Below are 21,277 nucleotides of genomic sequence, written 5' to 3'. Positions count from 1 at the left end.
CTTCGGAGAAGTCTTCGTGGCCTGGCGTATCGAGCAGATTGAATACCAGACCGTCGAACTCGAACGTCATGACCGAGGCAGAGACCGAGATGCCGCGATCCCGCTCGATCTTCATCCAGTCCGACGTCGTGCGGCGAGCCTGCCCACGCGCAGCAACTTCACCGGCTGCGCGGATGGCACCGCCAGCAAGCAGCAGATTCTCCGTCAGCGTCGTCTTACCGGCGTCCGGGTGGGAGATGATGGCAAAGGTGCGCCGGCGGGCGGCTTCCTGTTCATGGGACATGTGATCTGGGCTCTTTCGTGCTGGGCAGAGGCCCTAGCCCATTTGAACCGCCGAATGAAGCACCAGTATCAGGCTGCGTTCGGCCAGATCTCTCGCACATCCGGGGCTTTTCCCTCGCGATGGTGCCGGTCCCGCAGGGATTCCAGGATGGTTTCTGGCAAAATGGTCAGGCGAGGTTCGCCGACAACGTCCCCGAAAATCGGGAAAAGCACAGCATTGGCACCGGTCTTGGCGATGATCAGGGACCCAAGATCCTGCAGGAGGGAGTCTTCCAGGGGAATGTGCTCTTTCAGATGCTCGCCAACGACCCGGCTGGCGAAATTCAGCGCTTCGCGTGCCCGCATGCCGTAAGGGTCTCCGCAGCCAAGCGACTGCCACCGTTTGGCAAGGTGCATCTCGGGTATTTCGATCTCGGTGATCTGATCATTTATCAGAAACAGCATGACTTGGCGCGCCCCAACTAGAATTCAGGCCGAAGCTGCCCTCTCACGGTTAATAAAGACCTACTGCCGGTTAAAGAGTTCTGTGAATCTGCGGCCTTGGTTGGCGCCTATTCGGGACTGTCCACATGCTCGGTCAGGAAGTGCCTGCCGTCCCGGTCCTCGATCTCGATAGCCCAAAGATCGGGGTCGCGATCCCGCGCCTTGCGCACATGGGCGTCCACAGTCGCTTCCTCAGGCCCGATCCCCTGCACACGCAGGTCAATAAAGATGCGTTCGCCCTCCATATTCATGCTGGGCACATAGACAGCCGCAGTGCCATCCAGACGCGCGACCTTGATCAGAACATCACCACGTTCGGCGTCGCCCTTTTGCAGTACAAATGCTGCTGCGCCCGCAACCTGCGCCCGCCGGACCAGTGCTTCGACCCAGAGCTTCGTGGGCAATCTTTCCATCATCATGGTCCGAAATCCTGTTGCGGGCCGCCTGCCCGGTCGTTGCGGATGGGAAGCTTCATAGACGCGTTCAGGCCAATCCGGAAAGCGGTTAGCTTACTGTGCGGCGTCTTCCATAGGCTGGATGTCGGCCGGGTTGGCGCGTGGCAGGCTCACTTCGACCTTGGTGCCCTTGCCGGGCGTGGAGTCGATCACGACCTGACCGCCATGCAACTGGGCGAAGGAATTCACCACGGCAAGACCCAGCCCGGTGCCCTGACGACCTTTGGAATTGCTGCCTTGAGAGAATGGCTCAAGCACACGGCGGACATCTTCCGATGACATACCAGCGCCCTTGTCGGTGACGCTCAGCACGGTCGCATTTCCTTCGTCGCGCGCATCCAGCGTGACCGTGCCGCCGGAAGAGGAATACTTGATCGCATTGGAAACGAGGTTCTGCCAGATCTGTCGCACGGCGCGCGCATCAGCTTCCGCCCAGACTTCGCTGGTTGCCTTCAGTTTCAGTTTGACGCCAGCACGTTCAGCCTGGTTGTCGAGCTGTCTCAGGATGGATTGCGCAGACGCCGTCAGGTCTACCGGCTCCGGCTCCAGCCGCTGACGGTCGGCCTCGGCCTTCGCGAGGTCCAGAATATCATCGACCAGCAAGAGCAGGTCCTGTCCGCTCTCATGAATGATTTCCGGATAGTCCTTGTAGGGCTCAGGCATCGGCCCGCGAATGCCGGCCCGCATCATGTCGGCATAGCCAAGAATGGCATTGAGCGGGGTTTTCAGTTCATGGCCAAGGGACGCGAAAAAGGCCGTCCGACCTTTCAGGCGCGCTTCAGCCTCTTCCAGTCTGGCACGTGTATCCAGCGTCATCGCCCGCGCCTCAGTCAGGTCCCGCAGCACCAGCACCGCACCGGCCTCATGGGCTTCCGCGACGAATGCCACCTCGCGCCCATTGCTCAGGGTGACTTCGCCATGCGTACGGCCATTGGCGGGCTTCAACAGGCTGACTTCCTTTTCGTCCTGCAGCAGGTTCGCGAGCAAGCCGCCCGCCCTCACATTGTCCAGGCCCAACAAGTCGCCGCTGAGCGTTCGGATACGACCAAACTCAGACACATCCAGCAGCAACAGGCCGGACTCTTCCGGCAGGCCCACATCCTGTCGGATTGTCACCATCTCCGTCGTCGTCTCTGCTGGCATTGCAGCTTCTTCCTCGCGAGCCTTCAGGAACGTCCAGGCCAGCAATCCGATCATGACCAGACCTGCAAAAGCCAGCAACATGGCCGGCACCTGATACGCGCTTTCCGGATTGGCGGGCGGCAACAGGCCGAGCCGCACCATGACGGCGGTGGCAAGGAAGGCGAACGCCCCGAAAATGGCAGCTTCGGCCGCCATGCCGGGCTTACCCAGATTCATCGCCGTCAGCGGTGCGATGGCAAACAATATGGTCAAAGGCGACAAGGCCGCACCGGTCGAGGCGATACCGAGCATGGCCAACAGTGTCCAACCGATCACCAGAAATGGCCCGATGAGATCCTCAGCGCGTATTTTGGAATGCAACAGCGCTGCCCCCACCACGCCCGGAAGCGCAGCGAGGCCGAGTCCGGCCAGGAGCGCGTTATCGGCAAGCCCGCCTATTAACGCTGAGATCCCCAGTGCCACTGTCAGGACGAGCCAGACAAGATGGATGAACTGTAATCTCTTTCGCATCAGTTCGGGCAAGTCGTTAACACCCCGGTGAGATTCCTTAGGCATTCTGCCTGTGTCACGCATACTTTGCTGTATTTGTAATGTGTGCAGCAGGCAAGGTGAGGTTCCCCATGGGGGGAAGTTCATGCAACACTGTCGCGTGACGCGTGAGGGAGAAGTAGCACATGAAATCCATCAGAATGATCGGTACTGCAGTGGTTGCCCTTGGCTTGGCCATGGGGGCATCAGCGCAGTCAGGGGACCCGATTTCGGAATCGGCCGCCGTATATGGGACATACCAGTCCGATGTCACGGATGTGAAAGAGAAGCCTTTCGCCTCCGCCAAAGACATCGACCACGCCCTGAACTCTCTGGGCGGGCACAATCCCGACCAATTGTCGAAGGGGTGGATCTCCTATTCCGCCTTGATCGCCTCACAGGACCCTGAATACCGGGCCGCTGTTCGCGACATTGCAAGTTTCTACGGCAACGACGCGCTGCTGACCGGCCTGAAGAATGACGTGCGCTATGCACGCCAGCTCAGTGGCGGCGACAATGCGGTCAGCTCATCGCTCGCCGCAACAGAAGCCGACAGCCAGCGCCTCAGCGCCACGGCGGCCTATGTGAAAGAACAAGCTTACAGCCTGCAAGGCTCCGGCTGGGCGAAAGCCAAGATCGGAAACTCCGGCGCAAAAGCGACACGACTGAACAGCATCCAGACGGTCGGCACGCCCGCCCGCGGCCAGCTGATCTCCGCCTTCTCGGCCTCTGACATAGACAGCATCTTGGCCGGTGCCGGACGTTCCGGCGCGCCATCGCTGTGGGACAATGTCTCCGGTGCAGCTGACGCAATTCGCTTCCCGGCCGCCGTTACCAGCGGCCTTGGCCTGTCCAAGAAAAAGCGTGTGCAGTACGGCAAGGAGCCTGTGGCCGACCAGATCGCCACGCTTGCCGCCTACCGCATCCTCGGCCAGACGGCCGCCTCGTCCAGCCAGGTAAACTCCGCCATGGCTGAGCGCGAAACCCGCGGTTGCCTGAACATGGCAAACCTGAACCTGCAGCAATGTGTTGCTGCAGCGAACCAGCAATATGAAGTTCCGTTCTGCATTGGGGAGCACGCGCTCGCCGACGTCGGACAATGCATTGGCGGCGTCTACCAATAAGCCCCAGCAAACAAGTCTCTCTCTCGCCCCCGGCACCACAATCGGTACCGGGGGTTTCTTTTTTAGAGAAGATGCCCCATCTGGCGGTCATGACCATTGCTGAAACTGCTGATGAAATCCGTGAAGAGTTTTCCTGGCTCGACGACTGGGAAGCGCGCTATGCGCACATCATCGATCTGGGTAAGGCGAACCCCGCGCTAGAGCCGGAAGAGCGCACCGAAGAGACGCGGGTGCGTGGCTGTGCGTCACAGGTCTGGATGGTGACCGATCTTGAGGACGGTCGCATGAAGGTGCGGGCAGAATCCGACGCGATGATCGTATCCGGTCTGATCGCCTTGCTGGTCCGGCTCTATTCCGGCGCGCAGCTGGAAGAAATCAACGGATTTGACGCCAAGGCCCTGCTGGACGAGATCGGCGTCAGCGGCGCGCTCACGGCTCAACGCTCGAACGGCCTCGCCTCCATGCTGGAACGTATTCGCCATGATGCTCAGGCCGGGCTGTCGACCACTCGCGAAAGCTCGTAGGCCACGGCCAATCGGGCAAGCGCCTCCTGCGCAACCTGTTTCACATGTTCGGCTTTCATGCGCCACCGCGCCGTCAGCGCTGTGACAGTTGCCCGGTCGATCAGCAAATCCTCCAGCTGTCGCATGGCCAGCACACCCATCTCTGTTTCCAGCTCGGCCAAACGATCCGACGCGCGCTGGTGTGTGGATTTGTCGAAGACCGGGCGTGCGCGAGCGGAAGCCGGTTGGCTGGCGCGAATGAACTCATCCCGGTAGCGCCCCGCCGCCGCACTTTGTCGGATCACTTCCGGCGCATGCGTGTCGGCAACCAACTCAACCATCAATCCATGTCGACAATCCGCGCGCACATTCAGCCAGTCTGACGGCCGGGAGGTTGCACGCGAATCCAACTCAACCATCAGTGTGGGTCCGGCGGCCAACCTGTCCGGAAACGCGACCTGCGCCCGAAGGCACGCGTCCGCCTTCAGCCGCGCGATAATGTGCGGCGACACCCAACCGGCGACTTGTCGCCGTGTGTCCGGGCCGCGATAGGCCAGATATGTCTGCCGCACCGGCGCAACCATGCCACCATGCGTCAGCACCGTCCGCAACCGATACTCGGTCAGGATCCTCCGCATAGTCATTGCCTAGACCGCCATCGCAGCGCCATCGAGCACGACCACGCTCGACAGGCCGACGGCCAATTGCTCGATCCAGACATCGAAATCCGGATCATCGCGGCAATCCTCGATGAGGTTGCAGCCATAGGCGACAGTGGTGCGATCACGGTTGAAGGCGCGGGCCACGCGGCTGAGGCTCATGCCCAGCGCCGTGCGCAACAGATACATGGCAATCTGGCGGCCACGCGCTTCTGCGGGGGAACGGCGTTGGCGGCTGAGGATCGCTTCAGTCTTCAGGCCCAACGCGTACGCTGTCAGTGCAGCGGCGAGATACGCTCTGTCCTCGTCTTTCTGGGGATCGAAATCCTGCATGTCTTTCTCCTGTGATGACAGGCATCAGACTACCCGCTTTCTTGAGGTGTAGGATAACTTTCCCAATTATATACGTGACAAAGCACGTATCAGAGGATAATGATTCTATGCGTGACAGGCCGGAACTTGATCTAAAAATAGTGGAGGCAGTAGCGCTCGATGTGCTGCTTGGCTACGGCGATGATCTTATGGATTGTCGCCTTGATGCTGCTCGCGAGCTCGCAGAAGCTGTTGTTCAATTAGTCCGACAAGCGCGCCCTCAAGAGCCTGTGCATTCTTGATTAAGATGTCGATTCGTTCGGTCATGCTTTGCAGTAGGCTGAGCGGCACTTGCTTTCCTTCTGGCGTGATTTTTCGCTTTTTCGCATGGCCGTCCAGTTTCAATTCTTGTGGCATGTTTCCTCTCGTGTCTCGCAACAGCCACCCTTTCTCGGGAACAAATAGCCAAGTGCTGTGCGCAAGCAGATCGCGCCAACGGTTGGTTTCTATGATGTTTGTCTTTAGCTCTTTGAAGGCCTTCTCATTCAGCGCGAAGCCCCTCAAGAAAGCAATTTCTTGGATGAGGTCCAGCCTATCGGGTATTCTGGGCTCACGGATTGCAACTCTTCCCACTACGTCATCCACACCCATGATAGTGTAGATGCATTGTTGCACCTGGGTTTCGAAATAAGCCCACTTAATGAGGATACGGCCAATTTCTAAGGTGTAGTCGTCAGGCAAATCGTGCTGAGTGATAATCATGACCAAGTCCAAAGAAGACAAAGATTTCAACGAAACCCTCAAGCGGCTTATGGAGAAAGACCCAAAGCCGCATGGGGAGATGAAGAAGGGGCGCGAGCCGAAGCCCGCGCCCAATCAAGGAAGTGTTAAGCAGAAGCGTACTTGATAGGTACACCTGCGGATCCAGCGACAAGGTTGATCGCATGCACGCAATCGTTCTTGTTGAAGTATCCCTCGCCAGCATTGGCGATCTTGCGGTTGTTGGCCGCATAGAGAGTCCAACGCCACTGGTTGGCAGCGTCACGATAGACGTAGTAGTACATGGAGAAGTCTCCTTTGGTTGAGTCGCATCAACGGTATCTTTTTGAATACCGCCACGAAGGAGCAGAGTGGTCCCTTGAGATACGGGCTCGCAATCTGGACGACGCCAAGGCGAGGTTAGCCGCCATACCTTGGTCGCAGTACAGAGGCGAGATTGTAGCCTCAGGCACCATTCCACTCGGAACCGGAATGAGACGCCTTTGGGGGCGAATCACCCGGTTCCGACTCGGAGTTTAGGGGACTCCAAGGTTAATGACAGCTTGCGTTTTCCCCATTTGTTCACGGGGTGCGGTTCTTATACCAACGCTTGAAGCGCTTCACTCGCTGCTTATGCGAGACGGGCTTCACCAGTCCGCCGATATGTCAGGCGCTTGCCACCGATCATCTGGAGCAACTGGTTGTGACGCTCAGTGTCATCAACGCCGAGCTTGGTGCGGCGGTTATAACGGAAGTCAAATTCGGTCAGGTAGCGTTGCAGGTGAGCTTCGCCGCAGTGCTGGTAGACTCCAATCATGCCGCGCTTGAAGATGGAGAACACGTTCTCGATTGAGTTCGAGTTCACGTCGCCACGGGCATACTCGCCAGCGGAGTGATTGGTGGTCTGGTGACGGGCGAACTCTTGGCCTGTCGTCGTGTAGAGGCGGGATTCATCGGTGTGCAGGCGCGACTTGCGGTCTGCATTCTTCACGAGGATCTCACGAACGGTTTTCTTGGTGGCCACGTTCACATGAAAGGTGCGGGTCTGGCCGCCGCGCTCGATAAGGCCAACGATAACGCGCTTCTGCGCGCCGCCTGATTTGCCGGACTTGGTGTAAGGCGTTCTGCGGTTAGGCGACTTGTAAGGCACGTCACGCTTGCCGTGGTACATTTCGTCGGCCTCGATCACCTTGCCTTTGCCACCCAGAGGGCCGGACGTGCCGTCCTCTTTCATGGCTTCGCGGATGCGATGGAACATGAACCACGCAGTCTTGTAGGTAACGCCAATCGTGCGGTGCAACTGGTGGGCTGACATGCCCTTCTTGGAGGAGGTCAGCAGGTAGGTTGCCAGAAGCCACTTATGAAGCGGAACCTTGGAGCGCTCGAAGACGGTGCCGACCGTGACCGTGAATTGCTTGCGGCAGGCATTGCACTGGTACAGGCCCTTGCGCTCCTTGCCTTCAGGGTCCGCCGCAGATGGGCGGGAGCGAGCGCCCTTGATGGCCGTGACGTGCTTATCCCCGACGCATCCGCAGTGCGGGCACACCGCGCCATCAGGCCAGCGCTGGGACTCAAGATGCTCGCGGGCGGCGTCTTCGTTCTGGAAGATGGGGTTGGTCAGGTTCGTCATTTCGTTCTCCGTTGAGAACAATATGCTTTTTCGTCACTGCTTTGTCAAGTATATAATTAGGATAACTTTCCTATTACGACAAGTTGAATGCCCGCAATGTCTGGGGATTGCGGCGCGGGCACCGACAGGATTTCGAGGGATAGGGCCCTTGAACGCAAACGGCGCAGCCTTGTGGGCCGCGCCGTTTCTGCGTTTCATTGAACCTGGTTCGCTTCGCCTGCCTAGGCGGCGGCACGATCATGGTTGCCGGTGATGCCCTTGCCGGCCGGGTCCGGACGGCCCTTTTTTGGGCGGGCGCGCACCAGTTCATCATGGCAAAGCACTTGAGTCAGCTGACCGTCAGGTCCGGCCAGTGGCAATCGTGTCCAAGCATGCATGCGACCGTCTTCCTGTTCTATCATCCCGCCAACAGGCGCGCCGCGCTCCAGCGCTGCAGCGAGGCCGAGGCAATAGGCTTCGCCATGGTCGCCCAGGACATCCTCGATCTGGCGGCCACGGGCCTCCATACCGAAAATCTCACGCAGACGGGAACCAGCGATTCGAAACCGCCCGGTGCCGAAGCGATCGAACTCCACAATGGAGATACTGGCGAGCATGGCGCGGAACTGGCCCGGATCCATTGATTCGCGCCGCACGAGACCGTGCGAATCGCGCAAGCCACACCAGTATTCGATCAGCTTCTGCTGCGAATCGGTTACGCCTTTGAAGACATTCTGTTTGGTCATTTCAGTCACCCCCAGGTGATTCGATAGAATCACCTATCGCGCGAGTTGAGTCGCGGATCAAGAGTCCTGGTGATTTTTTCTTAACCATTCCTACCAAATGCTTTCATTTCGATGCCGAAACAAAAGTATTCGGTTTTGAATACTAGTCGCGCTCGGACTTACCGAGCCCCATTTGCTTGGCGAGCATTGAGCGTTGCTTCGAATAACCCGGCGCGACCATTGGATAATCGCCCGGAAGCCCCCACTTCTCGCGGTATTCTTCGGGCGTCATATCGTATTTGGTGCGCAGATGGCGTTTCAGGGATTTGAACTTCAGTCCGTCTTCCAGACAGATGAGATACTCCTCGCCAATGGATTTCCGGATAGATACAGCAGGCTTGAGTGGCTCCGAAATTTCGTCGGTCCCCCGCACACCTTCCAGCGATGAATGGACCAGCCGGATGAGTTGCGGCAGCTCTTCGGCTTGCAACGTATTGTTGCTCACATAGGCCGCAACAATTCTCGTTGTCATCTCCAGGAACTCAATCCTGTCGGTCATTGCATGCTCACTATCAGCCATCTCGCATCCCCGTCATTGCGATTAACCAATCGGGATTAGCTTAAGATTGATAATGACTCACGTATAAATCGCAGTAATTACTACACGATCCGGATTTAGCTCGCATACCACCGGTATGTTATATTTCGCCGTAAAGCTGATTATCCGGTCGTTATGAACGACAGAAGCAGGACAAAACCAAGCAGGATTGCGGTCCAGATCGCCATGCCGCTGGCAAGACCTCCACGGGCCAATTCGCCCCTTGGACTGAATGTATCCTCGATCCGCTCATAGGCCCGGCCGGTCAGCTTGAAGAAGATGGCGGACATGGCCGGCCCCACCTTTTGCCAAACCGTACCAGTCCATGTCGCCATACCATAGCCTGCCTTGCGGTAGAGCCAGTCGCTGTCGAGCACGACGCCCGGCTTCTCCGGTGGGTACCAGCCAAGGCGCTTCAGCATCACGAAGGCAAAGATGGCCAGCACGAGCAATTGCATCTGAGTCAATATATGACCCAGCGTGAACGGATGATATGCCATCGCCTCTTCGCGATATGGCAGCAGATTGTAGAGCCACTCATAGCCGAAGCCCGGAACAATCGCTGGCACACCCACAGCAATACAGATGAAGGAGGCGAGCCCCATGGCGAGCAGCATGTTGAAGGGCGCTTCTTTCACGCGCTTGCCGCTGTCATGGCCGAAGAAGGCGAAATATGGAATCTTGATGCCCGAATGCTCCAGCACACCGGCCGACGCGAACAAAAGCATCAGCCACACGATTGTGTAGCCTTCCTTGCCCACCGCGCTCATGGTCAGCGACTTGGCCGCAAAGCCCGAGAAGAGCGGGAAAGCCGAGATCGACATTGCACCAATGATACAGAAGATCGTCGTCCACGGCATGGACTTGTAGAGCCCGCCCAGTTCAGACGCCTTGGTCGTGCCGGTGCGATAGAGCACCGCGCCCATGCTCATGAACAGCAGGCCCTTGTAGATGATGTGGCAGAAGGCATGCGCCGATGCGCCGTTGAGCGCGAGCGCATTGCCGACCCCTGCGGTGCCGAGGCCGATGGCACAGATCATGAAGCCGACCTGGTTGTTCAGCGAATAGGCCAACACCTTGCGCAGGTCGTTTTCGATAACGGCGAAGAAGACCGGGAACACGGTCATCACGGCGCCGATCCAGATCAACGCGTCATGGCCAGGGAACATCCGCGCGAAAGCGTAGACGGCCAGCTTTGTCGTAAAGGCCGACAGGACAACCGCGCCGACCACCGTGGCCTTCGGATAGGAATCCTGCAGCCAGTTGTGCAGGAAGGGAAAGGCTGCCTTGATGCCCAGTGCAATGAAGACGAGCAGTGCGCCCGGCTCATTCAGGCTGGTGAAGGCCGAGATCGAAAGGTCGCCGCGCGACTGGTACACATAGCCAATGCCAGCCAGCAGCAGAACGCCGGACAGAATCTGGACGCCCAGATACCGCATGGAGGCGAAATAAGCAGCGCGCGTCCCTGCTCTCAGAATCAGGAAGACCGATGTAATGGCCGTCAGTTCCCAAAACACGAACAGGGTCATCATGTCGCCCGAGAAGGTCGCCGCGACGGCGGCCCCTGCATAGGCAATCGACATACCGTCCTGCAGACGGTCGTCTGTGTGCCACGCATAGATCGCGTTCAACAGCGCCGCGAGCAGGAATGCGAGGCCGAAAATGTAGCTGAGATTGTCGACCCGATAGAGAATCATCTCGATACCCAGCGCGTGGCCGGTCAACAGATTCACGTTCCGATCCGCGACCGAAATCAACAGGATGGCAATGATGGGCGCGGCAATGGTCAGTCCCTGACGCACGCGGCGAACAGGCAGGAAAAGGGCGCCAAGGCCGACAGCAATCAGGAGCCAGCCGGGATTCAGCACGGAGAGCAAACCAGTCATCAGTGCTCGTCTCCTTCGTCAGGATAGGTCGGGGCAGCGTCAGGCACGGCCGGTATATCCGGGTCGATATCCGACGGCGGACCGCCCGGATCACCATAATAGGATTCACTGCGACGCAGCAGTCGGCCCAGCGGCCAGCCCATCAGCACAACGAAAGCAAAAGCGGCAAAGCCCCACAGCGCATAGAATCCGGTCGCTTCGGCCATGTGAACATATTCGTGCCGATCAACGGCCAGATCGATGACAATCAGGAAGGCCGAGAGCAGGCCGATGCCCCAGAAGATCGCCGTTCCAGCGACTTTTGCCTCGGTCCATCCGAACAGGATCTTGGCCACAGGATGCACCCCGTCTTCTGACGGCGTGTGCAGCCGATGCGCCTTCTCTGCGGCGCGCTTCACGAAGCGTCCGCTGGTATCGCGGGTATCATTTGGCGTTTCGTCGCTCATGGCTGACCTCCAGTGAAGGCAGGGGATGACGGGGCTTCAAACGCAGGCGACAGGAAGTCCGCCAACGGCCCGACAAGGAAGAACAAGACGACACAAAGGCCCGCCGTCACGACCGGTGCTGCCACAGTGAAGAACGGCGCGCCGTCCGGTCGCTTGAACGGTTTCGGCTCTGGCGTGCCCGGCGTTGGCATCAGCGCCAGGATCGGGATCGGCAGCAGATACGCAATGTTCAATAGCGACGAAATGATCAGGACATAGGGTACAAAGCCTGTGCCCCGGTCGATCGCGCCCTGCATCAGCTCATATTTCGCCCACGCCCCCGCCATCGGCGGGATGCCGATAATCGACAGGGTCGCAATGAAGAAGGCGATGAAGACAATCGGCATCTTCCGGCCAAGGCCCTTCATGTCGGATATATTCGTCAGCCCGGTGGCGACATAGATGGCACCAGCGCACATGAACAATGTCATCTTGCCAACTGCATGCGCGGCGATCTGCAACGCTCCGCCCATGAATCCGGCCTGCGTGGCCAGCATTGCCCCCAGCGTGATGTAGGACAGCTGCGCAATTGTCGAATAGGCCAGTCGTGCCTTGAGATTGTCTTTGGTCATGGCGACGAGCGACGCAACGATGATGGTGAAGCACGCTACCCAGAGCACGAATTCGCGGCCCGGCGTCGCGTTCAGCAAATCCTCACCGAAAATGTAGATCGACACTTTCATCACGGTGAAGACGCCCGCCTTCACAACCGCGACGGCGTGCAACAGGGCGGAAACCGGCGTTGGTGCGACCATCGCATTGGGCAGCCAGAAATGGAACGGCATCAATGCCGCCTTGCCGATGCCGAAAGCAAACAGGATGAGCAAGGCGCTGGCCACGGCCGGATCGAGATTGCGTCCGGCAAGCAGGCCACCCTGAACAAAATCCAGGTTCTGGCCAGCCAGGGCCCAGGTCCACATGACCGCCATCAGGAACAGGCCGATGGATGTGCCTAACAGGGTCAGCAAATAGATGCGCCCGCCGCGCTTGGCCGCCGCATCGCCTTTGTGCGCCACCAGTGGATAGGTCGACAGGGTCAGCACTTCATAAAACACAAACAGCGTGAACAGGTTCGCCGACATGGCGACACCCATCGCGCCGAATATGGCGATGGCGAAACAGATGTAGAAGCGCGTCTGGTTGCGTTCGCGGTTTCCACGCATATAGCCGATGGAATAGAACGAGTTGACGATCCAAAGGCCGCTGGCGACCAGTGCGAACAAAGCACCCAGCGGTTCCAGCTTGAACGCGAAATCGAGTCCCGGCGCAGCCTGCCCCACATAGAGTTCAGGCACCTCGCCGCCTGCCACTTTCATGGCAAGCGCGATGACCACACCGAACAGCACGGTCGCGCCGACCAGTGTAACGCCTTCACGGACGTTCGAGAACGCTCCCGTCACGGCAATGCCGATCGCAATCAGCAATGGCAGGCACAGGGCGGCCCAGATCAACAGCTCAGAGTTCATCAGAAGGCCTCCAGTCCGAACGCGGCCGCAGCGGCGTCACGCGCCAGTCCGAGCGGCAGTTCGGTCGTGATACCGAAATAGATGTTTGCAAGGGCCAGTATCCAAAGCGGCACAAGCAACAGGATCGGCGCTTCCTTGCGCGATTTGCGCGGATTGATCGGCGGCCGGAAGAAGATCGCCTCCAGAATGCGGCCCATATAGATCACCGCCAGGAAACTGGAGAACACGACAAAAACGACGCCCCACCACATACCTTGGTCGAACAGGGCGTAGCCGAGCTGGAGCTTTGACTGGAAGCCTGCGGTCAGCGGCACACCGATCAATGACAGCCCGGCGATGGCGAAGCCGGTCATTGTCCAGGGCGCTGTGCGTCCCAAGCCGGCGAAATCGCGAATGGTCGTGCCCTGGAATGTCAGGACTACGCCAGCGACTGCCATGAAGAGCGCACCCTTGATCATCGCATGGTTCAGCAGGTGGAACAGGCCCGCACTGACGCCTGCAACTGTGCCAATGGACACGCCGAGGATCATGTAACCGACTTGCGCAACAGAGGAGTAAGCCAGCGTCCGGCGCACATCGGTCTGGAAGACCGCCTGGAAGCTGCAGGTTATCATCGCAGCGAGGCCCAGCGGCATCAGCAAGTAGGTGAAAGTCGCCTGCTCGAATGCGAATTCCGGACGGAATACGGTGAACAGGAACCGGATCAGCGCATAGAGCGCAACCTTCGTCGCCGTAGCGGACAGGAACATGGTCACGAAGCTTGGTGAGTAGGCATAAGCGTTTGGCAGCCATTGATGCAGCGGCCAGACCGCTGCTTTCAGGCCGAGCCCGACAATGATGAACGCAAAGCCCGCCTCAACACTGCGATTGCCCGCGAGCGAAGGCAGCATTTCGGCAATTTGAGCGATGTTCAACGTACCCGTGGCGGAATAGAGGAAGCCCACACCAATAATGTAGAAGCTGGCGCCGAGCGTACCCATGATGAGGTAGTTGAACGCGGCCGGAAGAGCGCGGCGATCCCGGCCCGCCCCCAGCGCGACCAGCACATATGTGGAAATCGACGAAATTTCGAGGAAGACGAAGAGGTTGAACGCATCTCCCGTGATCGCAACGCCGCTGAGGCCCGCAAAGCAGACGAGAAAGGCGGAGTAGAACAGCGGGTGCTTGCGCTCAGGGATCTCTGCCTTGACCGTCGGCCATGAAAAGATCGTGGACAGCACACCAATGGCAGCCACCAGCAACAGGATCATGGAATTGAGCGCATCAACCCGAAGCGTGATACCGATGGGCATGGGCCAGTTGCCAACGTCATAGCCGACGACGCCAACCGGAGAGGCCTGCACCTGTCCCACGAGGATCAGCGCGCAGAACAGCGAAAACACTGTGGCCGCAATACTGATCAGCCAGGATAGCCGACCACTTGGCAGGATCGCCAGCAGAGGCGCCAGGAACAACGGCACCATGATCAACAGTGCGGGTGCGTGAAGCAACGCCCAGCGGGGCGCGGTATCCAGAAGCAGGTCGATCATGCCAGTGCCTCTTTTTCAGCTGCTTCCTGTTCGGCTTCCTGAGCGATGGCGGTCTGCATGTCGATCTCGCGCACTTCATCTGCCTCGATTGTGCCATAGGCTTCGCGAATACGGACGATCAGGGCGAGCCCGACCGACAGGGTCGCGACGCCCACCACAATCGCGGTCAGCATCAAGACGTGCGGCAAGGGGTTGGAATAGGTATGCACCAGATCGGCCACGCGGTCGCCACCAGCAGACGCCGTGAGTACGGCATCGACCGCTGCGTGAGGAACTTCTTCGCCATGACCGCCGCCATGACCCCCAGATGTGTCAGGATCCATCAGGATCGGGGCGGTGCCACCGGCCACAATGCCAAGGGTCACGTAAAACAGGCAGATAGATGTCTGGAACAGGGACAGGCCCACCAGCCGCTTGATCAGATTTCCGGACGCAAACGTGATGTACAGGCCGATCATCATCAGCCCGATGACCGCCCAATAGTTCGCGCGCTCTAGAATGAATAGCAGCATCGGCCTACCAGTCCTCGTCGCGGATTTCGGCCACGCGGCCAGCGAAAGCGTAAAAGATGGTCAGCATCGCACCGGACACACCAAACAGAACGCCTAGTTCAATCAGAATAATCCCGACGTGCTGGCCATGATGGCCACCCGGCTCCTCACCGAAAAGCGCTTGATATTCAAGATATTGCCCACCCTGAAGCAGCGCCCAAAAACCAACGCCGGCATATAGCAGCACACCAACCGCCGCGACTGAGCGGGTGAAGGCGGGCGGCACGGCCCGCATGGCCGACGGCACCCCAAAGACAAGCGCGTAGAGAATGATCGCCACGGCCAGGATCACGCCGGCCTGAAAGCCGCCGCCGGGTCCGAAATCACCGTGGAACTGAACGTACAGACCGAACAGAACGATGACCGGAATCAACGTTTTGGTGATCACCCGCAAGATGACGTGATGGTCGCTCTTCATGAGTCCGTCTCCTCATCTTCTGCCTCAGGTTTCTTGCTGGCCTTGGGCAGGGTCTTGTCTTCATTGCGGATTGTCTCCGCCAGCGAGCGCTCGCCGAAGCCGAGCAGGAGCGCAACAGCAATACCGGCCACGAACACAACGGTTGTCTCGCCCAGCGTATCAAACCCGCGATAGCTGCCGAGGACCGGGGTCACGACGTTCTCGATGCCGGTGTCATACCAGGCCACCCGCAGATAGGTGAGGCCGACGCCGGTATTGGCCGGTGAGTTCGGATCGCCCACGGCTGGCAAATCGACCGTCGCATAGATCAGCATGATGCCGGTGGCGACGCAGACGAGCAAAGGCCCGAGCTGGCGCAGGGATTTCTCCGGCTTCGCGGTGCGTGATGTGAGCAGCATGGCACCCAGCAGGACCGCGGTGGACATGCCCGCGCCGACGGCTGCCTCAGTGAAGCCGACATCCACCGCATCCACGGCGACATACCAAGCCGCCGAGACCAGCGAATAGATGCCCGACAGCATCACGATGGCGAACAGGCTGCGCAAGCGCGCAATCGCGATCGCCACGACAAACAGGAGGCCGAGCAGGACGATGTTGACCAGCGCCAAGCCGATATCTGGTTCACTCATGGCCATCAGGAATCCTGCCCTTCCTTGTCATGTGTATCGACCGGCCCGATCAGGGGCTGAAGGCCGGCTGTATGCGCCGCATTTGCGGCAGCATGCGACGATGCCGGACTGGTCAGATAGATGAAGATGAAGATCGCACCCAGTTTGCTGACGACCATCCAGTCGGGCGCCATCATGGCCATGCCGAGCAAAAGTAGCGTCGCGCCAGACGTGTCGGTGATACTGGCCGCATGAAGGCGGGTGTAGAAATCCGGAAAACGCAGCACGCCCACGGTGCCGATCAGGCAAAGTAGCCCGCCTGCCAGGCATAGCGCGGCGCCAAGCGGAAACCGGATGACTTCCCACCCTGCTGCGAGCGTTGCGAGGAAATCAGCCATTGCCACCTCCCTGTCCGCGACGCACCAGTGGAACCTGGAATGACCGGTAGCGGAAGAATTTCAGGATCGCGATCGTCGAAACGAAATTGATCAGTGCGTAGAGAATGGCGATGTCGAGGAATTGTGGGCGCCCCATTACGAAGCCAAGCAGGCCGAGCGCCAGCACGGTCTTGGTGCCGAATGAGTTCACGGCCAGCACGCGATCATACAGCGTAGGACCGGCAATGGCGCGAATCAACAAGAGGAGCATGCCGAACAGAACGGCGATGAGGGCAGCAGCGGTCATGTGGCCCCCCCCTTGCCATCGGCAGCGCGGCGAGACCGGCGATCCATCTCGGCAAATGCTTCGGGCTGGGCTTCCTGTTCGTAGAGAGCGTGCACCAGCATCTTGTCACCTTCAATCTCAACGGTGACGGTGCCCGGAGTCAGCGTGATCGAATTTGCGAAGGTGACTTTTGCGAGATCAGATTCACAGGCGGTCTTAACCTTCACCAGGGCCGGAGCTATGTCCATTTCGGCTTTCAGACAGGCCTTGACCACGGTCCAGTTCGCTTTCGCGATTTCTTTCATCAGCCAGGGGAAGTAGAGCGCAAACCCGACAATGCGCACATACGGCGAGCCTTCACGATCAATGATGTCGAGTCGGTATGCCAGGATCAGGCAGACAGCCACTGACACAGCGCCCAGCGACAGCAATAAAGGTGTGTAATGGCCGGACATGCCCAGCCAGAAGCCGACCAGTGCAACCAGCAACCCCAGAAAGTACGCCACACGCGCCCCTTTCATAGATGACCCAATACAATGAACGCCCTGACCTAAAGGCCTGCGCGCGTCTTGGAAAGTGCTTTTCGGGTGGTTTTGTGTCGCTACCTGCCAAAAACGAGTCGCGCGGTACGTTGCGGCGAGGAAAAGCTGGCTTCCTCATTGGCCGGCACATCGTCGATGGCGGACGATAGAGCGTTCGGAGAGAAAGCCGAAGACAGCGACCAGTTCCAGTAGCGCAGCGTGGTCTGCGCCTTGGCGACGGTCATGATTTCATAGATCTCGGCCACACGGGCAAAATCGGGATCGATCTCTCCCGTTTCGGTTTCCAGGTCACGTTTCAAGCCCGCCCACAGGACGGGGAGAAAGTCGCGCTTGACCCCGGTGCCCTTGCACAGCACCGCGATCCCCTCCCCGCCCTTGTCCGTCAGAATCTTTGCCGCCGTCACAGGCTTCAGGCCCGCGAGGTAACCGATTTCCTGCGCGAGTTCGGAATCCAGTCCCTCCAGCGCGGATGCGTTGATCGCGTCCTCGAGACTGTCATAGGGACTCTTGTCGATCGCCGCGCGATTGCGCTGGCGCCGTTCGATCAGCTGAATTGCCTTGCGCGTAACCGGGTCGGCCCAATTCTCTTCTGCCGCAAGTTCAAACACGTCGCGGCAAGTGTCGATTACTTCCAGGCGATCGGCGGCATGGCGTTGAAGGATTTTCCTGCGGGTCGTGCTGTCGCTCCACCAGAACATGGCCATGGCTTGAGACGGTTTGGTTTCCAGTCGCTCAACCAGAAGCGCGCAGAGTGATTCGTCCGCGCGTGACCGGGCAACCAGCTTGTCGATCGCCTGTTCGGGCATGATCGCGCCATTATTGGCCAGCATCACCTTCACGACGGGAATTTCGGCGAACTCCGCCAGATATTCACAGACCGAATCGGGCACAAGCTTGCGCTCGGCAATGACTTTTCGGTGTTCCTGGGTCCCGGACATGCAGATTTCCCGCAAGTCGCAAGCGTCAAAGCCCTCATTTTGCTCAAGCACATGCTGCGCAACGCGGAATGAGCACTGGCCGAGATAGCGCAAGACACGTTTCGGAGCTTCGCGGTGGTTCGACAGGCGACGGGCGCACATTTCCCGATCGGTTTCTTCGGCGTGAAACAACACTTCCAACAGGATATCGCCCACCATATGGCGGTCCTGATGGGCCAATCGGGACGCTGGCATGGCAACAAGGTCCAGCAATCGCCGGAACAATGCGTTCCGCGCGCGACCGATCGGTGGCATCTGCAGCGGTTCCAAGGGATCTTCCATACGTGTGGCCGTTTTCGCAATGACGAAAACTGTTGCAGCAAACGGTTAACGGTCTGTGGAGATGGTGCTGAGCGCTAGTTCCGCTCTTGAGAACCGGGGTGCACAACCATCAGCAAAAGGCTGGATACCAACATGACGATCGCGAGCATGAACAGCATGCCGCCATCGGTGGCTGTGTTCTGCGGATCCAGTGACACTGGCACTTCCCGGCCCAACCAAGGCGACAGATGCATCGCAACTGCCCCGCCGAGCATGCCCGCAGACATAAACGCCCCGAACCGGCGCGTCATCGGCAAGATCAGGAACAGCGCCGCCACCAGTTCCAGCAGGCCTACGACAACACGGCCGGCCGGTTCATAAAGGCTGATGCCTGATTTCGCCGCAATGGTCTGGAATACGATGTTCTCGCCCGGCGGGTCGAAGAACTTCACCATACCTTCCGGCGGATTGGGCAGCGGGTGAATGGTCGCCTGAACGAACATCGCGATCAGGAACAGGGCCAAGGCCCAACTCACAATATGCCGGAACAGACGCATTCTACATACCTTTTACCGGTGGGCCATTGGCGTGAAGCTAACCATACCGCAGCGCTGTGGCAACTGAACTATGCGCGAAGTTCCCGTGACACCAACTCCATCAAGCCTTGCCGCGCGCTGTTTGTGAAATCATGTCCTGCTCTCCTTGGTGCCAGCAAGGATCAGCACATGTGCGTATGGCGTCCCACCCGTTTCTTGCGCATCGGTCATGGACATCAGTCTTCATGTGTCGCAAGGCCGGGGGCTTTCCTTCTCGGGGCCGTCTTCATACAGTCCCGCCAATTGCTCCGGAGCGCGCATGCCAGACAAGATGGACGACTTCATCGACGAGATGGCCGAAGACGCGGCCGAGGACATCACGTCCCCCGTCAGCGGCGTCAGCGAAGCGATTGGGGCTGGTGCCTCCCTGCTGGCGACGGCGAACCATTGGCGCGCCCGCCAGCTACGCCGTGGCGTGAAAATCGAACTGCCCGCCTATCTGATGGTCCAACTCAGCTGGTTCATGGCCTTTGGCCTCCAGATGGTCCTGTTCCCCTATCTGATCACGGGCAAGGAACACCTGCACATGGATGGCCTGGCCCTTGGCCTCGCCAATATGGCGCTGTCGGCGCCGTCAGTCATCTTTCTGCTGATCGGCGGCGTGGTGGCCGAGCGCGCAGATGGCAAACGTCTGCTCATCATTCTGCACCTGCTGGCCGCTACACCTGCCTTGTTCCTCGCATTGGCTGTTGCGCGTGGCGAACTCTCCTATCCCGCAATGATCATCTACGGCCTGACCATCGGCACCGTCGGCGCCTTCATGATGCCCGCGCGCGATTCCATCGTGAATGAGGTCGTGGAGCGGCGCATGCGTGTTGGCTCCGGTGTCACCCTGCAACTCGGCGTTACCCTGGCGACAATGGCGCAATTCCTGGCCCAGATCGGCGGACTCATCGTGGGCGGCTATGCTGACAAGCGCACACTGATGCCCGACTGGCTCGGCGGGTTTGGCATCGGCCCGATTCCGGCAGAACAGCTGCTCGCCATTCAGGGCATCATCCTGGCGCTTGGCGCAGGCTTCGCCCTCTGGCTGGGCCGGGGCCGCCAGATCGCGACCAGCGGCAAGGGCATCAAATCCGCTCTGGGCGATATCGCCGAGGGCTTCCATGCCGTGCGCTCGGACGGAAAGCTGTGGGCGATGACTGCGCTGATGTTCGGCGTCGGGATCTTCGTGATCGGTGCGTTCCTGGTCGTGCTGCCGATCGTGAACCGCGACGTCTACGGCTTCGGCTCGGATGGCATCCGGGACATGTTCGTCACTTTCTGGATGGGCGCGTTTGTTTCGTCCGTCGTGCTATCGATCTTCAAGCGCATCAAGCGTCAGGGCCGCCTGTTGCTGATCGCGCAATTCCTCGCCTCAGTCAGCATCCTCGCCATGATGTGGCAGGTGCCGCACTATGTCTTCCTCGGCATCGTCTTCATCTGGGGCCTCGCCGCCGGCATCTCCATCGCGATGAGCCGCTCGATCGTGCAAGACGCCGCGCCAAAGGAAAAGCTCGCCCGCGTCCTGTCTATCTATCAGCTCGGCTTCATGGCCGGTGCGCCGTTCGGTGCCGCCATCATGGGCGCACTGGTCGACCTGTTCGGCCCCCAGAAGATCGCTATCGTCCCGGCAGGCGGCATGATCGCGCTGATCATCTGGATGGTCTTTTTCACGCCCGTCTGGAACATGAAGGGCTCCGCCTGGCTGGAGCATCAGGAGCGAAGCTGACGGCTTTGTGTAGATGACACGGGGGCCAAACGCTTCTATCGAAACCTTCATGACTTCCCGCCCGCGCGCCACTATTCACCTGTCGAACATTGCCGCCAATTGGCAGGCCATTGACCGGTTGAATCCGACCGCCACCACGGCCGCCGTGGTCAAGGCAGATGGCTATGGGCTTGGCGCGGCAAAAGTGTCCCAGACGCTGGCCAAGGCAGGCTGCAGCACATTCTTTGTCGCCCATCTCGAAGAAGGCACGGCCCTGCGCAATGCGCTGGGCTTTGGTCCGCGCATCTTTGTCTTGAACGGACCGACCGGCAGCCATCTTCGAACCTATCGCGAGGCGGACCTGACGCCGGTCTTGTCCAGCGAGGAACAGGTCGAACTCTGGGCCCGCACGCCGCGCGGGGCCT

General features: G+C 59.3%; 27 protein-coding genes and 1 pseudogene (1 of these 28 only partly in view). 5 read left to right on the top strand and 23 right to left on the bottom strand.

Translation table 11 applies throughout. The features are described 5' to 3' along the window. From B2P82_RS07150 to B2P82_RS07135, 4 genes are all read right to left on the bottom strand, one after another. A partial coding sequence (locus tag B2P82_RS07150; protein WP_290496065.1) for a GTP-binding protein occupies window positions 1–283 on the bottom strand: 283 nt, incomplete at its 3' end. A 68-nt stretch (window positions 284–351) separates the two neighbouring features. After that, entirely contained in the window at window positions 352–726 is a 375-nt protein-coding gene (locus tag B2P82_RS07145; RefSeq protein ID WP_034811071.1) for a hypothetical protein, read from the bottom strand. 107 nt (window positions 727–833) lie between these two features. Next, window positions 834–1,184, bottom strand: coding sequence for a DUF1491 family protein (locus B2P82_RS07140; protein WP_290479748.1), 351 nt, complete (start codon window positions 1,182–1,184; stop codon window positions 834–836). Between the two features lie 90 nt (window positions 1,185–1,274). Next, window positions 1,275–2,918 (bottom strand): sensor histidine kinase, encoded by a 1,644-nt coding sequence (locus tag B2P82_RS07135; RefSeq protein WP_290496063.1) that lies wholly within the window; start codon window positions 2,916–2,918, stop codon window positions 1,275–1,277. A gap of 119 nt (window positions 2,919–3,037) precedes the next feature. Between B2P82_RS07135 and B2P82_RS07130 the strand changes: the two genes are divergently transcribed. Then, complete coding sequence (locus B2P82_RS07130) at window positions 3,038–4,015, top strand: hypothetical protein (protein ID WP_034811067.1); 978 nt, start codon at window positions 3,038–3,040, stop codon at window positions 4,013–4,015. A 71-nt stretch (window positions 4,016–4,086) separates the two neighbouring features. Next, a complete protein-coding gene (locus B2P82_RS07125; protein WP_290496061.1) occupies window positions 4,087–4,539 on the top strand; it encodes a SufE family protein in 453 nt (150 codons plus the stop codon). On the opposite strand, the gene B2P82_RS07120 is transcribed toward B2P82_RS07125, so the two are convergent. The 3 genes from B2P82_RS07120 to B2P82_RS07110 all read right to left on the bottom strand — a co-directional run bounded on the left by B2P82_RS07120 (window position 4,503) and on the right by B2P82_RS07110 (window position 6,251). Continuing rightward, on the bottom strand, window positions 4,503–5,162 hold the full coding sequence (locus B2P82_RS07120; protein ID WP_290496059.1) for a hypothetical protein: 660 nt from the start codon (window positions 5,160–5,162) through the stop codon (window positions 4,503–4,505). The genes B2P82_RS07125 and B2P82_RS07120 overlap by 37 nt on opposite strands. A 3-nt stretch (window positions 5,163–5,165) precedes the next feature. Beyond that, window positions 5,166–5,510 carry a helix-turn-helix domain-containing protein gene (locus tag B2P82_RS07115; protein WP_051607459.1) on the bottom strand — a complete coding sequence of 115 codons (345 nt, stop codon included), beginning with the start codon at window positions 5,508–5,510 and terminating at the stop codon, window positions 5,166–5,168. A gap of 186 nt (window positions 5,511–5,696) precedes the next feature. Further along, a complete protein-coding gene (locus tag B2P82_RS07110; protein WP_290496057.1) occupies window positions 5,697–6,251 on the bottom strand; it encodes a hypothetical protein in 555 nt (184 codons plus the stop codon). Here B2P82_RS07110 and B2P82_RS07105 point away from each other — a divergent pair. After that, window positions 6,250–6,396 (top strand): hypothetical protein, encoded by a 147-nt coding sequence (locus B2P82_RS07105; RefSeq protein ID WP_290496055.1) that lies wholly within the window; start codon window positions 6,250–6,252, stop codon window positions 6,394–6,396. The genes B2P82_RS07110 and B2P82_RS07105 overlap by 2 nt on opposite strands. On the opposite strand, the gene B2P82_RS07100 is transcribed toward B2P82_RS07105, so the two are convergent. The 16 genes from B2P82_RS07100 to B2P82_RS07025 form a co-directional block, all read right to left on the bottom strand. After that, the gene (locus tag B2P82_RS07100) at window positions 6,377–6,553 is read right to left on the bottom strand and encodes a YegP family protein (RefSeq protein ID WP_290496053.1); all 177 of its coding nucleotides are present in this window, start codon (window positions 6,551–6,553) and stop codon (window positions 6,377–6,379) included. The two genes, B2P82_RS07105 and B2P82_RS07100, sit on opposite strands and share 20 nt — an antisense overlap. A gap of 326 nt (window positions 6,554–6,879) precedes the next feature. Then, window positions 6,880–7,878, bottom strand: a complete 999-nt coding sequence (locus B2P82_RS07095; protein WP_290496051.1) for an IS1595 family transposase — start codon at window positions 7,876–7,878, stop codon at window positions 6,880–6,882. A gap of 221 nt (window positions 7,879–8,099) precedes the next feature. Beyond that, window positions 8,100–8,603: a PAS domain-containing protein gene (locus B2P82_RS07090; RefSeq protein ID WP_206991078.1), complete on the bottom strand. Its 504-nt coding sequence runs from the start codon at window positions 8,601–8,603 to the stop codon at window positions 8,100–8,102. A 142-nt stretch (window positions 8,604–8,745) separates the two neighbouring features. After that, complete coding sequence (locus tag B2P82_RS07085) at window positions 8,746–9,141, bottom strand: Ros/MucR family transcriptional regulator (protein ID WP_290479754.1); 396 nt, start codon at window positions 9,139–9,141, stop codon at window positions 8,746–8,748. A 161-nt stretch (window positions 9,142–9,302) separates the two neighbouring features. Next, window positions 9,303–11,066, bottom strand: a complete 1,764-nt coding sequence (locus B2P82_RS07080) for a Na(+)/H(+) antiporter subunit D (RefSeq protein WP_290496049.1) — start codon at window positions 11,064–11,066, stop codon at window positions 9,303–9,305. Next, entirely contained in the window at window positions 11,066–11,512 is a 447-nt protein-coding gene (locus B2P82_RS07075) for a hypothetical protein (protein ID WP_290496047.1), read from the bottom strand. Before B2P82_RS07075 ends, B2P82_RS07080 begins: the two co-directional genes overlap by 1 nt. After that, window positions 11,509–13,017 (bottom strand): monovalent cation/H+ antiporter subunit D family protein, encoded by a 1,509-nt coding sequence (locus B2P82_RS07070; protein ID WP_290496045.1) that lies wholly within the window; start codon window positions 13,015–13,017, stop codon window positions 11,509–11,511. Before B2P82_RS07070 ends, B2P82_RS07075 begins: the two co-directional genes overlap by 4 nt. Further along, window positions 13,017–14,546, bottom strand: a complete 1,530-nt coding sequence (locus tag B2P82_RS07065; protein ID WP_051607456.1) for a monovalent cation/H+ antiporter subunit D family protein — start codon at window positions 14,544–14,546, stop codon at window positions 13,017–13,019. The genes B2P82_RS07070 and B2P82_RS07065 overlap by 1 nt, the downstream gene beginning before the upstream one ends. Then, window positions 14,543–15,058, bottom strand: a complete 516-nt coding sequence (locus B2P82_RS07060) for a cation:proton antiporter subunit C (RefSeq protein WP_034811054.1) — start codon at window positions 15,056–15,058, stop codon at window positions 14,543–14,545. Before B2P82_RS07060 ends, B2P82_RS07065 begins: the two co-directional genes overlap by 4 nt. 4 nt (window positions 15,059–15,062) lie before the next feature. Further along, on the bottom strand, window positions 15,063–15,515 hold the full coding sequence (locus tag B2P82_RS07055) for a Na(+)/H(+) antiporter subunit B (protein ID WP_034811052.1): 453 nt from the start codon (window positions 15,513–15,515) through the stop codon (window positions 15,063–15,065). Next, complete coding sequence (locus B2P82_RS07050; protein ID WP_242517363.1) at window positions 15,512–16,144, bottom strand: DUF4040 domain-containing protein; 633 nt, start codon at window positions 16,142–16,144, stop codon at window positions 15,512–15,514. Before B2P82_RS07050 ends, B2P82_RS07055 begins: the two co-directional genes overlap by 4 nt. Window positions 16,145–16,149: 5 nt before the next feature. Next, entirely contained in the window at window positions 16,150–16,521 is a 372-nt protein-coding gene (mnhG, locus tag B2P82_RS07045) for a monovalent cation/H(+) antiporter subunit G (protein WP_206991084.1), read from the bottom strand. Next, window positions 16,514–16,807 (bottom strand): MrpF/PhaF family protein, encoded by a 294-nt coding sequence (locus B2P82_RS07040; protein ID WP_034811049.1) that lies wholly within the window; start codon window positions 16,805–16,807, stop codon window positions 16,514–16,516. Before B2P82_RS07040 ends, mnhG begins: the two co-directional genes overlap by 8 nt. After that, window positions 16,804–17,292: a Na+/H+ antiporter subunit E gene (locus B2P82_RS07035; RefSeq protein ID WP_290496043.1), complete on the bottom strand. Its 489-nt coding sequence runs from the start codon at window positions 17,290–17,292 to the stop codon at window positions 16,804–16,806. The genes B2P82_RS07040 and B2P82_RS07035 overlap by 4 nt, the downstream gene beginning before the upstream one ends. Window positions 17,293–17,387: 95 nt before the next feature. Beyond that, window positions 17,388–18,587: a DUF2336 domain-containing protein gene (locus B2P82_RS07030; protein WP_290496041.1), complete on the bottom strand. Its 1,200-nt coding sequence runs from the start codon at window positions 18,585–18,587 to the stop codon at window positions 17,388–17,390. A gap of 74 nt (window positions 18,588–18,661) precedes the next feature. After that, window positions 18,662–19,123, bottom strand: coding sequence for a hypothetical protein (locus B2P82_RS07025; protein ID WP_290496039.1), 462 nt, complete (start codon window positions 19,121–19,123; stop codon window positions 18,662–18,664). 298 nt (window positions 19,124–19,421) lie between these two features. Here B2P82_RS07025 and B2P82_RS07020 point away from each other — a divergent pair, with 298 nt between their 5' ends. After that, the gene (locus B2P82_RS07020) at window positions 19,422–20,873 is read left to right on the top strand and encodes an MFS transporter (protein WP_034811041.1); all 1,452 of its coding nucleotides are present in this window, start codon (window positions 19,422–19,424) and stop codon (window positions 20,871–20,873) included. A 13-nt stretch (window positions 20,874–20,886) separates the two neighbouring features. Continuing rightward, window positions 20,887–21,277 (top strand): annotated as a pseudogene (gene alr, locus B2P82_RS07015) (alanine racemase) (it continues 692 nt past the right edge of the window).

Source organism: Hyphomonas sp. UBA4494 (genome assembly GCF_002388935.1).
Classification (GTDB): domain Bacteria; phylum Pseudomonadota; class Alphaproteobacteria; order Caulobacterales; family Hyphomonadaceae; genus Hyphomonas.
Note: the sequence above shows the minus strand (reverse complement) of the source record. Positions and strands in the feature narration are given on the sequence as shown.